This is a genomic window from Moorena sp. SIO3H5, from assembly GCF_010692395.1.
GTDB lineage: Bacteria > Cyanobacteriota > Cyanobacteriia > Cyanobacteriales > Coleofasciculaceae > Moorena.
The window spans coordinates 13,582-27,906 of sequence record NZ_JAAHHS010000062.1; the positions used below are offsets into that span (position 1 = coordinate 13,582).

General features: G+C 41.8%; 10 protein-coding genes. 7 read left to right on the forward strand and 3 right to left on the reverse strand.

Annotated features, from left to right (window positions below; all coding sequences use genetic code 11):
- The first annotated feature begins 95 nt into the window (after positions 1 to 95).
- From F6K52_RS09785 to F6K52_RS09815, 7 genes are all read left to right on the forward strand, one after another.
- Positions 96 to 1,121, forward strand: a complete 1,026-nt coding sequence (locus F6K52_RS09785) for a glycosyltransferase family 2 protein (protein WP_293076846.1) — start codon at positions 96 to 98, stop codon at positions 1,119 to 1,121.
- A gap of 35 nt (positions 1,122 to 1,156) precedes the next feature.
- Positions 1,157 to 2,182, forward strand: coding sequence for a glycosyltransferase family 2 protein (locus F6K52_RS09790; protein WP_293076848.1), 1,026 nt, complete (start codon positions 1,157 to 1,159; stop codon positions 2,180 to 2,182).
- Positions 2,183 to 2,970: 788 nt separating this feature from the next.
- On the forward strand, positions 2,971 to 3,984 hold the full coding sequence (locus F6K52_RS09795; protein WP_293076850.1) for a glycosyltransferase family 2 protein: 1,014 nt from the start codon (positions 2,971 to 2,973) through the stop codon (positions 3,982 to 3,984).
- 221 nt (positions 3,985 to 4,205) lie between these two features.
- Positions 4,206 to 5,219, forward strand: a complete 1,014-nt coding sequence (locus F6K52_RS09800) for a glycosyltransferase family 2 protein (RefSeq protein ID WP_293076852.1) — start codon at positions 4,206 to 4,208, stop codon at positions 5,217 to 5,219.
- Between the two features lie 121 nt (positions 5,220 to 5,340).
- Positions 5,341 to 6,129 (forward strand): FkbM family methyltransferase, encoded by a 789-nt coding sequence (locus F6K52_RS09805; RefSeq protein WP_293076854.1) that lies wholly within the window; start codon positions 5,341 to 5,343, stop codon positions 6,127 to 6,129.
- A gap of 165 nt (positions 6,130 to 6,294) precedes the next feature.
- Positions 6,295 to 8,643, forward strand: a complete 2,349-nt coding sequence (locus F6K52_RS09810) for a hypothetical protein (protein ID WP_293076856.1) — start codon at positions 6,295 to 6,297, stop codon at positions 8,641 to 8,643.
- A gap of 122 nt (positions 8,644 to 8,765) precedes the next feature.
- The gene (locus tag F6K52_RS09815) at positions 8,766 to 8,948 is read left to right on the forward strand and encodes a hypothetical protein (RefSeq protein ID WP_293046047.1); all 183 of its coding nucleotides are present in this window, start codon (positions 8,766 to 8,768) and stop codon (positions 8,946 to 8,948) included.
- Between the two features lie 303 nt (positions 8,949 to 9,251).
- Here F6K52_RS09815 and F6K52_RS09820 read toward each other — a convergent pair whose 3' ends face one another.
- From F6K52_RS09820 to F6K52_RS09830, 3 genes are all read right to left on the reverse strand, one after another.
- Positions 9,252 to 10,646 carry a transposase gene (locus F6K52_RS09820; RefSeq protein WP_364416893.1) on the reverse strand — a complete coding sequence of 465 codons (1,395 nt, stop codon included), beginning with the start codon at positions 10,644 to 10,646 and terminating at the stop codon, positions 9,252 to 9,254.
- A 497-nt stretch (positions 10,647 to 11,143) separates the two neighbouring features.
- Positions 11,144 to 12,106 carry a sulfotransferase gene (locus tag F6K52_RS09825; protein ID WP_293076858.1) on the reverse strand — a complete coding sequence of 321 codons (963 nt, stop codon included), beginning with the start codon at positions 12,104 to 12,106 and terminating at the stop codon, positions 11,144 to 11,146.
- Positions 12,107 to 12,367: 261 nt separating this feature from the next.
- Positions 12,368 to 13,819 carry a choice-of-anchor Q domain-containing protein gene (locus F6K52_RS09830; protein ID WP_293076860.1) on the reverse strand — a complete coding sequence of 484 codons (1,452 nt, stop codon included), beginning with the start codon at positions 13,817 to 13,819 and terminating at the stop codon, positions 12,368 to 12,370.
- Between the last annotated feature and the right edge of the window lie 506 nt (positions 13,820 to 14,325).

Here is a 14,325-nt window from a genome sequence, read left to right on the forward strand (position 1 = left end):
GTTGTCAGGTTCAAGTATTTATCTATTTTTTTTGATAATTTTTTTGTAAAAAAACTAAATCAAAACTATTTATCTTTAAAACTAGTGTTCAAACAATGAAACATGTTTCTGTCATTATTCCAGTCTACGGAGTTGAAAACTATATTGCAGCAGCGGTGCAGTCTGTTCTCGACCAGACCTATACCAACTTTGAAGTGCTGATTATTGACGATGAATCTCCAGACAGTAGTATAAAAATTTGTCAAGAATTCTCGGATGATCGAATTAAGATTATTCATCAAACTAATCGGGGACTTGCTGGAGCGAGAAATACAGGAATTCGCCATGCCAAAGGAGATTATTTAGCGTTTTTAGATGGGGATGACTTGTGGTTGCCTCAGAAACTAGAAAGACATATTGAACACTTAGAAAAATTTCCAGAGGTAGGGGTTAGTTTTAGCCGTTCAGCATTAATTGATGAATCTGGAAATTTATTGAACACTTATCTAATGCCTAAGTTAAAGGACATTACCCGATCAGATTTATTCCGGTCTAGTCCTATTGGGAATGGTTCAGCTCCGGTAATTCGACCGGAAGTCTTTGAAGCGATTAGGTATCAAGATAACCTTTACGGCACTACAGAATATTTTTACTTTGATGAAAACTTCCGCCGCGCTGAAGATATTGAATGTTGGCTACGTATTGCAATTCAAACAGACTGGAAAATTGAGGGAATCCCTGAAGCACTAACCTTATATCGAGTCAATTCAGCCAGTCTTTCAGCGAACTTAGTCAAACAGTTAGATTCCTGGAAACAAGTACTAGAAAAAACTCGCTCCTACGCTCCTGAATTGATTGAGAAGTGGGGAAATTTAGCCCTGGCCTATCGATTGCGAAACTTTTCTCGTAGTGCAGTACGTCTCAAAGATGGAGCAATGTCTGTCAAACTCATTAACGCTGCTTTGGCAACTTACTGGCGTCTTCTCTTGGAAGAACCAAGCCGTACCCTTCGGACTTTGGCTGCTGCCTATTTACTTTGGCTGTTGCCTAAATCCCTATATTCCTACCTCGAAGTTCTCGCTATAAAACTAGTGGGAATGATCCAAAGACGTCAGATTTTACAAGACAAACTTGGACAATAATTGTCTGAGTCATTTAATATAATATCGGTGATAAAATGAAAAAAGTTTCCGTCATTACTCCAGTCTACAACGTTGAAAAGTATATTGCTGCTACAGTACAGTCAGTTTTGGATCAAACTTACCAAAATTTTGAATATTTACTGATTGATGATGGTTCTCCTGACCAGAGTGTAGAGATTTGCCAGCAGTTTCTAGACCCCAGAATCAAAATTATTCGTCAGGAAAATCAGGGAGCTAATGCAGCAAGGAATGAAGGGATCCGCCAAGCCCAGGGAGAGTATTTAGCATTTTTAGATGGCGATGACCTATGGTTGCCTGAAAAGCTAGAAAAACATATTGAACATTTGGAAAATAATCCCAATTTGGGGATTAGCTTTAGCTGTTCGGCGTTTATCGATGAAGCAGGAAATTCCCTAGGAATCTATCAACTACCCAAGCTCAAGGACATCACTATCGGTGACATAATTTGCCGTAATCCTATTAGTAATGGCTCCTGTGCCGTGTTCCGCAAGGAGGTATTTGAAGCCATTAAGTACCAAGAGACTATCAACGGAAAGAGCAACGACTTTTATTGGGATGAGGGATTGCAAGGGTCACAGGATTTGGATTGTTGGTTTCGCATTGCTATCCAAACCAATTGGCACCTGGAAGGCATTGCTGATTCTTTGACTCTATACCGAGTAAATTCCGGTGGTATATCAGCTAACTTGTTCAAAAAACAAAGGTCTTGGGAACAGGTAATTGAGAAGACTCGTTCCTATGCTCCTGAGGTGGTGGTTGAGTGGGAAAACCGCGCCCGTGCTTACCATTTGAGGTATCTAGCTCGTAGGGCAGTTACCTTGAGAGATGGTGCCATGGCTGTCCAATTCTTCAACGAAGCTCTGGGTACCTACTGGCAGATGCTCTGGGAAGAACCACGTCGTACCGTGTTAACTGGGGTTGCGGCCTATTTGCTTTGGCTTATACCTGAGAATCTTTACAAGTATATAGAATCTTTAGCTTTAAAAACCACAGGATCTTCACAAAAGCGCCGGATTTCTCAAGCAATCAGAGGTACATGAAATTTCATCTATTAGCAAATAGGTAAAGCTCTGCTACCAATGCATGCTGGTTAATGGGTAATGGATAATGCCTCTGTCAATGATCCATTACCCATTAACTATCTGGTAGCATCTATAAAGCGATGCAGCAAAGGAACAGGGAGTCTCCACAGGGCAAACAGCGGTGCGGACGCAGTGTACCCACACAGCCCCTCCCCATTCGCAACGGCATCAAGACAGTGAAATTGGATATTTTGTGAGTTGTAGCTAATTGTAAAATTTCTCTCTACTAATTGTGAAAATTATGTCTAGTCTTTATAAATTAAATCTATCGCTAGACAGTTTTTTTTGCTATACTTTTTAACTATGATTTACTTCTATAAAGTCTGGTGGTAACGCTTTTATATAAGCTGACAGCCATGGCATATTAAAATCATGATATTGCTTAATTGTCTACTTGTAGCTTTCGCTGTACTATACACATGTAGTATACAGTAATAATGCTACTGGACAGTATATTATAAAATAATACAAAAACTGATAATTTTTATTTATACAAAAACTAATAAAATTTATCTGGGTGGAAGCGCCCTAAAGTACTTGCTAGATCTAGATTTAAGGTTAAAATGGATACGAAACTATACATATACAAAAGAAGGATAGTTTGAATTACTCATAACTGTATACCTGATTATTTAGTCTAATTTGATAAAAAATTAGTGTAATAATTTTTTATTATTAATTTACCACAAACATATATACCCATAATTATTATACCGTATCTGTAACATATTCATAAAATTTACCCTATGAAAACTGTTTCGATAATTATCCCAGTATACGGCGTTGAAAAGTATATTGCTACCGCAGTACAGTCGGTGATAAACCAGACTTATCAAAACTTTGAAATGTTGATTATTGACGATGATTCTCCCGATGAAAGTATAAACATTTGTCGGCAATTTTCTGATCCAAGAATTAAGATTATTCACCAAAATAATCGGGGACTTGCTGGAGCACGAAACACAGGAATTCGCAATTCAAAAGGAGATTATTTAGCGTTCTTAGATGGAGACGACTTGTGGTTACCTCAGAAACTGGAAAGACATATTGAACACTTAGAAAAATTCCCAGATGTCGGGATTAGTTTTAGCCCTTCTGCTTTGATTGATGAAGCTGGAACTTTTATGGGTGCCTATCTAATGCCTAAGCTCACTAATATTACTATATCTGATTTGTTTCGAGAGAGTCCGATCGGTAACGGTTCGGCTGCTGTAGTTCGTCGGGAAGTCTTTGACATAATTAAGTATCAGGATAATCTTTACGGCTCTACAGAAGATTATTACTTTGATGAACACTTCCGTCGTGCTGAAGATATTGAATGTTGGCTTCGCATCGCTATTAAAACTGACTGGAAAATTGAGGGAATACCTGAAGCATTAACCCTGTATCGAATTAATACACAAGGGTTATCAGCCAATCTCTTGAAGCAGTTTGAGTCTTTAGAACAAATGATTGAAAAGACCCGTTCCTATGCTCCCAAACTGACCAGCCGATGGGAAAATATTTCTAGGGCTTACCAATTGCGGTACTTGGCTAGGAGTGCGGTTCGTCTTAAAGTAGGTTCAGATGCTGTGAGGCTTATACATCGGTCATTATCCAATCACTGGCGTATCCTACTAGAACAGCCACGGCGAACAATCTTAACCTTAATAGCCGCTTATATGCTTTGGTTATTACCGAAGTCTTTATATGCTCAAATTGAATTGCTTGTCTCTAACCTGCTCAAAAATGTTAAAAAACAGCTTCTTGCCCCAAATTAGTACCGCTGCGCGGAATTCAAAATTATAAATTAAAAATCACAAAACCTTATATAATAAGCTGATTATCTAAGAGACTACACCTATTGGGGCTATAACAATGCTCAAACAGAATCCATTGCCATCAAAATTAAAAAAATTAGCGTTTCCGTAGTTGGGAATTATATCTTTATTTACATCGTGTTTTTCTAGCATGGTCAACTAATTTTAAGGTACGAAATACAATGAAAAAAGTATCGGTAATTATTCCAGTATATAAGGTTGAAAAATACATAGCAGCTACAGTAGAATCTGTGCTCGCCCAAACCTATAAAAATTTTGAGTTGCTACTCATTGATGATGGCTCTCCTGACAAAAGTATCGAAATATGTCAACAAATTAACGATCCGAGAATTAAAATTATTCATCAGGATAATCAAGGAGTATCAGCGGCTAGAAACACTGGGATTCGCCATGCTGAAGGAGAGTATATGGCTTTCTTAGATGGAGATGACCTCTGGGTTCCAAAAAAGCTAGAAAAGCATGTTTTGCATCTAGAAACATCACCCCATGTAGGAGTCAGTTTTAGCTATTCTGCCTTCATTGATGAAACAGGAACTCCGTTAGGAATCTATCAAATATCCAAAACTAAAGATATAACTACAGATTATATCATGTGTCGTAATCCCATTGGTAATGGTTCAACACCAGTAATTCGGCGAGAAGTGTTTGAAGCAATTCGATACCGAGATGAGCAGGCTAGGGAGGATGCTTATTTTGATACTGAATTGCACAATATTGAAGACGTGGAATGTTGGCTGCGCATGGCGATTAAAACTGATTGGCACATGGAAGGTTTGCCAGAGGCGCTGACTTTATATCGTATTCATTCACAAGGGCATTCAGCTAGTATACTCAAGCATATAAATTCTCTAGAAAAGGTAATTGAGAAAACACGTGCTTATGCTCCAGAGGTAATTGCTGAATGTGAAAACCCAGCCCGCGCGTATTATTTACGGTTTGGTGCTCGACGTGCACTCAGCATCAAAGAAGGCTTGATGGCAACAGAATTGTTTAATAAGGCTTTAGCGACTTACTGGCGTATTTTGCTAGAGGAACCGCTTCGTACTCTGTTGACTGGGGCTGCTGCTTATTTGCTCCGACTTTTACCTAAAACTCTTTACCAGCAGATGGAAGCTGTGGCTCTAAAAACGACAGGAGCTTCACAAAAGCGCCGAATTTATCAAGAGCAAGCTTAATTTTGATAGGGTACTTTACAAACACTTTGTAAATTTTTTATCGAACTTTGTATATAAAACTTATAAACCATGATTAGTTTCTGCTATAAACTAAAAACTAAGGTTTATACGCTGCTAAAAAATGAATCTACCTTTAACCATAAAAACTCACCTGAAAGAGTTATTAATTGGCACACCGTTTGAGTCTGGGGCAAGAAGTATTGTTGATTTGATCAAGCCTCCTAACCAAAAGATCCTGACCAGCAGGCAAGATGACACCTATGTCTATGAGATTATGAAGCGGATTTTAGACAAATCCTCAAACTGTATTGATGTGGGTGGCAACATGGGGAGTGTGTTGACAAAAATATGCCAACTGGCTCCCCTCGGTGAGCACTATGCTTTCGAGCCGCTGCCTCGGCTGGCTACTCGACTGCAAAAACGGTTCCCAAAGGTTGATGTTAGGCAAATTGCTTTGAGTGATTTAGAGGGAGAAACCACCTTCTGGCATGTTGTTGATGCCCCAGCACTGAGTGGTCTAAAACAAAGAGACTACAGCTATTGGGGCTATAACAATGCTCAAACAGCATCTATTGCTATCAAAACTCAAACACTTGATGACATCCTTCAACCTGACTTCAAGGTTAATTTCATTAAGGTAGATGTAGAAGGAGCAGAGTTTCAGGTTTTCAAAGGTGCTATCCGAACCTTAAAAACTCACAAGCCTTACCTAGTCTTTGAATTTGGTCATAGTGGCATGGTTGATTATAAAACAACGCCAGGTATGATGTATGAGTTGCTAGTTAACCAGTGTGGTTTGAAGATTTTTAAACTTAACAGTTGGCTAGAGGGGTTAGCTCCACTCAGTGAGCCTGAATTTACGATAATCTGTGAAGAAGACTCTGCTTGGAATTTCTTGGCTACGCCTTAGCAATAGCTATAAAAGAAAGGAGCATTCTGTAGGATTTAGGAAAAACTGGGTAACAAATCCTATAAATCCCTATAAATCCCTATAAATAGTACGGTTGGTTATTAAAGTACTCTACTAGTAGAGTTACTGGGGAAGTCTTGTCCAAGTTGCTGATCTATTATTTCTATGATTGACTTGCTTGCGATCGCACTCAGGGTGCTTTTATGCTTATTTATTTCTGCGATTGGGCTAACCCTTGCTAAGTGGATTACCAATCACCGGATTCGAGCTATTACCCAACCAAACCGTTGGTTTAGGCAAAGGGTTACTCTAGGACTGATGCTCCTGACTAGTTTGATGATGCTGGGGTCAATTGTATTAGTCACTGATATCGTTAAGGTAAATTCAGGACAGGCTGAGGTAGTGAGTTTTGGGAAATACCAGAATAATATCCGCCTCGGGACAACTAATGTAGCGATCGGAGGTGGTGGTTATGTTACTGGTGTTTACCTCCATCCACTGGAGAAAGACTTAGTTTATATTCGGACTGATGTGGGTGGCTTCTATCGTTGGGATGAGGCGAAGCAACGTTGGATTCCCCTGACAGAACACTTTCCCTTCTCTGATAGAAACTACTATGGAGGAGAAGCACTGGCTGTTGATCCCAATGATCCAACGATTGTCTATATTGCGGCTGGAAAATATCCCTGGGCTGAACCGGGAGCACTATTTAAATCTACCGATAAAGGACAAACTTGGACAAAGTTGAACCTAGAGCTCAAGATGGGGGCTAACCACAAGAAAAAATGGCTAGGAGAGAGACTAGCTGTTGATCCGTTCAATTCCAATATTATCCTCTTCGGCTCTAGAGAAGATGGACTCTGGAAATCATCGGATGCTGGTGCTACCTGGGAAAACGTGACTTCTTTTGCAGGTAAACCAGATAACAAAATTGGTATTACAGCTATTGTCTTTGATAAACAGGTACCGGGTTTAGTTTATGCTTCGCCCTATGGAGATGGCATCTACAAATCTACTGACTCTGGGGTCAGCTGGACTCAGGTAGCTGGTAGCCCAAAAACCGTCAATCGCATGGCTGTGGGAAACAAGAATATCCTCTACGTCACCAGTACCAGTAATCGTGGAGTCCACAAGTATGCCAATGGTGTCTGGAAAACCATGAAACCAGGGGGATCTAATCGCATTTTTGGTACGCTCAGTGTCAATCCTGCTAATCCTGAGGATATTATAGTTGCCCTAAACCGCACACAAAAAACCAAATTCTATCGTTCCCTAGATGGCGGCACTACCTGGAAACAGAAGACTGCTTCTGCTAACAACACTATTCCCTGGTGGCCGAAGAAGTATTTTGCTAATCATATGGCAGATATGGAGTTTGACCCGAAAGTACCGGGAAGAGTTTGGTTTACGGATTGGTACGGTGTATGGCGGACAGACGATCTTAATGCTAATCCCGTTGTTTGGACTAACTATGCCGCTGGACACGAGGAAGTTGTTCCGTTTACTCTGGTTTCACCACCCCGTGGTCCGATACTTGTTAGTGGGGTGGCGGATGTGGATGGTTTCTACCATAACCAAGGATTAGATACTTACCCCTCTCAACGACTTGGTCTGGGGGAGCCCGGTAAGTCATTCCAGGATACCTATAGTATTGCTTACTGTGAAACTAAACCCTTACAGATGGTTCGGGTTGGTGGTTACCGCTGGAATTCAACCTATACTGGAGCTACTTCCACCGATGGTGGTATGACATGGCAACAGTTTGCCTCATTTCCAGACAATACTATGCCGATGCGGGTGGCTATGTCTGCTACTAACCCCAATTTATTTGTTGTGACAGTTAGTCAAGGTCAGCCGTTGCGCACTAAGGATGGAGGGATGACCTGGCAAAAGGTTTCAGGATTACCCAATGGTCCCGGTGGTCCATGGAATTGGTCTCAATCTTTAGCGGCAGACCCTGTAGATGGCAACACGTTTTATTACTATGCTAAAGGCAAAGTCTATCGTTCCAATGACGGTGGCTCATCCTTTCAAATTGTGAATGATTCACTGCGGAATGAAGGTTGGCATTCCCTGAAAACGGTGCCAGGGGTTAAGGGCGAAATTTGGCTGAGTCTAGACCGTAAGGGTTTTTATCGCTCTACCGATGGCGGTAAGTCATTCTCCAAGCTGCCTTCAGTAACCAGAGCTCACCTATTTGCTTTTGGTAAAGCACCCCAGGGAAGCGACACTCCAGCACTATATATTTATGGCAATATTGATGGAAATTTTCCTAATCTCGACAATAGGGTTAGGACTCAGGAAGCTAGAGGAAGCCTAGCAAGCTCAGCCAAAAGCAGTGCCCAAGAACCAGGAATATACCAGTCTCTTGACATGGGACGCACGTGGACACGGATGGGCGATCGCTCTCGACCAATTGGCAATAGACCTACTGTGATGGAGGCGAGTAAGCAGGAGTTCGGACTTGTTTTTATTGGTACCAATGGTAGGGGAATATACTACGGATCACAATAGGGTGAATTTTGATTAATTGTTTAAGATTTTTATAAAATTTTCCTTGTAATTAGGGGATTCGTTATTGAATAGGGCATACAGTAAGTTACTGACTTGTTTCGTGTTAATCAGGGAATAAAACAATGGCAATCTTGCAATTTTTAATCATTAGCGCCATTTGTATGGTGTTAATCAAGTTTGTTGCCTCTTGGTTTGGGTATGGCAACATACCGATACTGAATAAATTAGTGACAATTATTCTCAGCGTCTTCGTCACCTTTGAAATTATTCAGCTGGTGCAAGCTATGATTATCAAATTTGGTTAACGGTTGAACGCGCACCCGTGGCCGTTCGCCTAGCGTAGCCCTTTGGGCTAATCGCGCAGCGTGGCCAAAGGCCTTAAGGTCAGGGTTGAGGGTTGAACGCGCACCCGTGGCCGTTCGCGTAGCGTAGCCCTTTGGGCTAATCGCGCAGCGTGGCCTACGGCCTTAAGGTCAGGGTTGATGGTTGTTCGCGTAGCGTGGCCAAAGGCCAAGGTTGAAGGTTGAAGGTTGAAGGTTTAAGGTTTAAGGTTTAAGGTTTAAGGTTGAAGTGTCAAGGGTGACGGTTGACCATGAAGCCACCCCCACCTAGCTTTGCTTGAGGTGGGGGTGTCCTATGCTATCGTTTGAGGTTACCCATAGATCACATAAGACTGCCCGACTTCTAGGCAACCGAGTAGAACTTTTGCTACTACGGTTCTCACTGTCATTTCTGCGAGTGAGTTCTTGAATAGCTCTAGCTGCAATGTTGTAACTAGCGCTTAAATCAGCGTTGTATCGTTTACCGTTACTGAACCTAGCTAGAGCGTAATTTTTCCGATCACGCCAAACTGTTCCACTACCGTCATAAGCGTTACTAGATGTTCCTCGGGCAACTACATCATGAATCTTACCGCCAGATTCTATCCATTTCATTTCGGTTAATTCTCGAATTATAGACTTTAACCAACCGTGGAAACGCTGTTTAAGATTAGATTTCTTCTTCCCACCTTTGGGCTTCCAGTTTTTTAGATATTCAAAAGCGATAACCGAAACATTATACTCAATGCTGATCTCAACAATCCCCTTAGAGACTATCTGCGCTATTTGACGGTTAATGTGGCGACATTTCCGATAAGTATTCCGGCAAAAACCTTTGTGTAACCTTCCGCCTTTACCCATCGTTTTCGAGGCTTTTCTTGAGACTGATTTCAGCTTCTTATCACGACGGTCTATGTCTCTTCCTGGGTGAATAAATTCACGATAAATTACAGTGCCATCGGACTCAACGACTGAAATAACAGCAGTTTTATTAATTCCTAGATCTACTCCTACTACACGATTAACTTCTTTTTTATGATCAGGTTTACAATGAAACGGAACCGATAACCACGCTTTCCCATTGCGTTGAATCAGCGACGGTGACAGCTGTTTGTTAGCTGGAATAGTATGTCGATTCCGAGTTGAAACGATCCCAACTGTTGTCCATACCCAATTTTTCCCGTTTAATACTTTGATTTGAATTTCTTCGAGGGAATCTAACCGATAACATTGACCTTGATAAAGCGCTGGATAACAGTTAGCTACCATCGTCAGTAATGGTGGCTTAGCATCCCGTCTCTTCCGTGACTGTCCACATTGCCAGTCTCTATATCTCGTTACAAAGCTGCTAACTTGCCCCAAGGAAAAAGCGATAGCAGCACGACGATAATAAGACGGCAATTTATAAAATACTCGATTAAATATTTTATACTTAGGGTTAGGGTTTTTCTTGGTTTGGTGCATTAGCCGTTCTACGGCTGTAACGGCTTCTTTTGTATCTAAAGAACCGATTGTATCCCAATGGGTAAATAGGATTGAAGTCAAAAACTTACAGGCACGTTGATAAATAGAGATTGTCTCAGCAAACATTAATTGCTGAGGGGCACTTGGCTTAAGACTCCACTGATCGGTGCGAATAATTTTCTGTGACTTCTTTGCTATCATTCTTAGAGTATAGAACATCGACTATTGTGGTTTCAAGCCGTCTGGTGGTATCCCTGCCCATAGGGTGGGCTCTATTGAGATAGCTATAGTCTTGGTCACGAAGTCTCGTTATCCGGTGAGATCTGGTGATAAGCGAGTTAGACATAATCGATCTCATCAATGGCATATGTCAAAAACACCGCTGCATACTTAAAGAAGCGAAAGCTGACTTAGTTAAAAATGACCACATCCAATTACTGTTACTGATAGATTTGGCACCAGATGTATCAATAAGCACAACAATCAGGGAGATGACGATTAATGATAAGTTGTTCCTTTACCCCCACTTGAACGAAGTGGGGGAATGCGTCACAAATTTTGTTCAATAAGATGCGATCGCTTAACTTATCAATAAGTTACTCTAGTCAAAAGTTGACTAGAGCGTTTCTCCTAAGCTCCCTTTCACCCCATTGACCTAACAATTTATTCCAAAGAAAGAATGAAATAGCCCTGCTTTCCCAATACTCCTATCTCCCCTAAGACTTTTGTTTGACAGGATTGAACCGAAGAACATGACTCAGGCTGTTAGTCTGGTCACCCCAAAATGACAGTTGGCTGTACCTGTCAAACAAATCTGGTGGTAAGACTGTGCGCCGGGGAGTAAATTCCACCCGGCGATTTACCTTGTGCAATCCTGGGGTTCGTAGCCTGGCATCGAATTCCGGTTCGTCGTACTCCACCTGCTCGAAATTGTGCTCGAAGGGCTCTTCTCCTAGAAACTGGTAGATTAGGTTTAAGGTATCTGCTGGACACCTGGTCAACAATTCATAATCTACCAGGAGCAATTTATTACCCTGTGCGCTGTAGAACGCTTCCTTGAGAGCATTGTAAGCAAATCCCACTAGGCGATCGCCTTTAGATAGGGCTTCAGTGCGGCTGTAGACAGTGAAATTTTCTTGATTATTGAACAAACCAGAAACTTCCAGGGCGTTGCGTCGTACCAGGCGTTCTAAGCTATCCATGATCCAAGCTACGTTACGGACACAACACACTATCTTGGATTCCGGGAACAATTCACTAATCAGAGGTAGTTTGCTACACCAGAGGCGGTTGGTATCAAAGATAAGTTGTTGCTCCTCTACTGAGCGGCGGTAGTAAGCGGCAAATAGACTCTGGAGAATGTCACGCTTCTGCTCTGGGGAGATGAAAATAGCCCCCTCACTGTTGCTCATTCTTTCCAGGAGGCAATTGACCAACCCTCCTACAGCACTAGTCATGCCAGCGTGAAACCGGGGATTCTGGCGCAGCAATGCTGCTAGCAGAGTTGATCCGGAGCGAGGTAGACCAGAGATAAAGTGGATAGACTGAGGCAGTATCTGTTTGATTTGATGGTCAGTGTCAAAATCGAGAACCTGTGCTATCGGTGTCTGAGGTACTGTTGGTTTGGTTGATTCGGTCTGGGAAGTAGTGGCTGCGGAAACTAATTCGGTCGTTTTCATTTGATGTTTAATTATATAGCAATTATTATTTCGGTGAGGTACAAATTTTTGGTTTTAGGGAATGGGAAAACTGGAATGGGAAAACGGGAATAGGGAACAGGGCAAAAATCCTGTGTACCTGATAAGTATTAGAAGCGCTATCATATAAATTCCGGATAATTATCCTTCATAAAAATATCCTCATCTCCCCATCTCCCCGTGCCCCACACCCCAAACTCTCGCCCCGTCAGCAAAATCGGCTGTTAATGGGATCGTTCTCACTTAGATACTGATAAAGTCTCCAGCATCAATCACACTAGCATCCACCCCAACTAGAGATGCTAAGACTTCTTCAGTGCTCTCAACCAGGAGTAAAGTAGCGTTATCACCTTGGAAAATTTCAAGTTGGCTAAAGCTCAGACCATCTAAATTAAATTGATCTATGCCATCAGAGTAGTCCAGGATCGTATCTTGACCATCACCAGCTCTCAAGACAAACAAATCACGACCAAAACCACCTTCAAGGGTATCATCCCCTTGGCCACCATCGAGGGTGTCCCGACCGCGACCCCCAAAGAGTAAATCATTATCATTGCCACCCAACAGCAGGTCTCTACCAAAATCACCTCTGAGAGTATCATTGCCATCATTACCCAACAGAATATCTTTACCATTGAAACCTGATAAGAAATCATCACCTTGACCACCGGAGAGATTATCACGTTGAGCACGGATGAGAATCCCAATTGAGATAACTGCTGGAAGGATTACTTGTGGAGGGTCTACTGGTGGAGTCACTGGCTGTACTTCAAAAGCACCAATATCAGGGGTACCTCCCACTACTCGAGCAAATCCAGCACCTCGTTGGTCAGTGGTCAAGCCATTAGGATTGCTGCCAGCATCGATGGCAGGGCTACCAGGACGAAGTACTACGGTGTCAGTAGGACCACCATTGTCGCCCAATCCACCTAGGAGCGGATCAATTCCAACCAAGTCTCCCATCACCCCATTAGTGAAGCCGGTTCCATCATTAGCAGCTTGAACCAGGTTATTGCCACCACTGATGAAAGGCCCGAAAATATCCCTATTACCGTTTACTCCCTCAGCAATGATGCTACTAGTTACAGTAGTAGTTGCGCTTCTACTGCTGTAAATGTTATCGCCTTGAAACGCCGGACTGTAACTGGCGACAATGGTGCTGTTAGTGATATTAGCAGTTCCCTTGTTATAGATGCCGCCGCCGTAATAACCTCGATTCAAAGTAACGGTGCTGTTAGTGATATTAACAGTTCCCGCATTATAGATACCGCCGCCATATCCATTACTATTGTAAGTATAATTGTCACGAATTATGCTGTTAGTGATAGTTAGTATTTCATTATTGAAGATACCAGCACCACTCTCGCCGTCGAGATACCCTCCGCTAATGGTCAACCCATCAATGCCGACGGTTTGATTAATGCCTGGATTTCCATCATCGACATTAAAGACACGGGAACGACCTCCAGCGTCTACAGTGATATTAGAACCATTACCTTCGATGCTGATATTACTCGTAATTACTAGTTGTCCACTAGTGAGGCTAATTATTCCACTGAGACTGGAATCAAAGGTAATGATATCGTCCCCTGGGGTATTATTGGCTTCGTTAATGGCTTCTCGCAGAGAAAGATTGCCGCCGGAACCAACTGGATCATTTTCATCAGCTCTGGTGTTAACTATGAAAGTAGCCATTTATTTCTCCTAGTATTTTTATTAGGAAAGTAATTCCTGTGTTCAAGGTGTTGACTAGCTCACTATAAAATTCCACAAACAAAATTAATTAAGGGATCAGCCTAAGTGATTTTACTGAGCTATTTATTAAATAAATTTATCAAAATGTACCAAGATTTATCCGCTAAAACTACTAGATTAATCAAACCTTTAATTAGCTTAAAATATAAAAATATACTGGGTTTAAATTCCCTGAAGTATAAATTTTATGGAGCAGAGAGCAGGGAGGAGTCTGAAAGAGCCTGGATTTTTTTTTATTAAAAAGCGATTCAGCAAGATTGTTTAGGATATATAGCAAGTCTTATACCCATGAGGTACAAATCTCTGGGTTTTAGGGAGCAGGGAGCAGGGAAGAGGCAAGAGGCAAGAGGCAAGAGGCAAGAGGCAAGAGGCAAGAGGCAAGAGGCAAGAGACAAGAGGCAAGAGACAAAAAGAACAAGAAACCCGATGTTAGCTTTGGATCTTCG

What these genes read in the sequence shown, in the direction of transcription:
- F6K52_RS09785 (WP_293076846.1), top strand. Translation starts at nt 96, where the DNA reads ATGAAACATGTTTCTGTCATTATTCCAGTCTACGGAGTTGAAAACTAT.
- F6K52_RS09830 (WP_293076860.1), bottom strand. Translation starts at nt 13,819, where the DNA reads ATGGCTACTTTCATAGTTAACACCAGAGCTGATGAAAATGATCCAGTT.
- F6K52_RS09800 (WP_293076852.1), top strand. Translation starts at nt 4,206, where the DNA reads ATGAAAAAAGTATCGGTAATTATTCCAGTATATAAGGTTGAAAAATAC.
- F6K52_RS09825 (WP_293076858.1), bottom strand. Translation starts at nt 12,106, where the DNA reads ATGAAAACGACCGAATTAGTTTCCGCAGCCACTACTTCCCAGACCGAA.
- F6K52_RS09810 (WP_293076856.1), top strand. Translation starts at nt 6,295, where the DNA reads ATGATTGACTTGCTTGCGATCGCACTCAGGGTGCTTTTATGCTTATTT.
- F6K52_RS09805 (WP_293076854.1), top strand. Translation starts at nt 5,341, where the DNA reads ATGAATCTACCTTTAACCATAAAAACTCACCTGAAAGAGTTATTAATT.
- F6K52_RS09790 (WP_293076848.1), top strand. Translation starts at nt 1,157, where the DNA reads ATGAAAAAAGTTTCCGTCATTACTCCAGTCTACAACGTTGAAAAGTAT.
- F6K52_RS09820 (WP_364416893.1), bottom strand. Translation starts at nt 10,646, where the DNA reads ATGTTCTATACTCTAAGAATGATAGCAAAGAAGTCACAGAAAATTATT.
- F6K52_RS09795 (WP_293076850.1), top strand. Translation starts at nt 2,971, where the DNA reads ATGAAAACTGTTTCGATAATTATCCCAGTATACGGCGTTGAAAAGTAT.
- F6K52_RS09815 (WP_293046047.1), top strand. Translation starts at nt 8,766, where the DNA reads ATGGCAATCTTGCAATTTTTAATCATTAGCGCCATTTGTATGGTGTTA.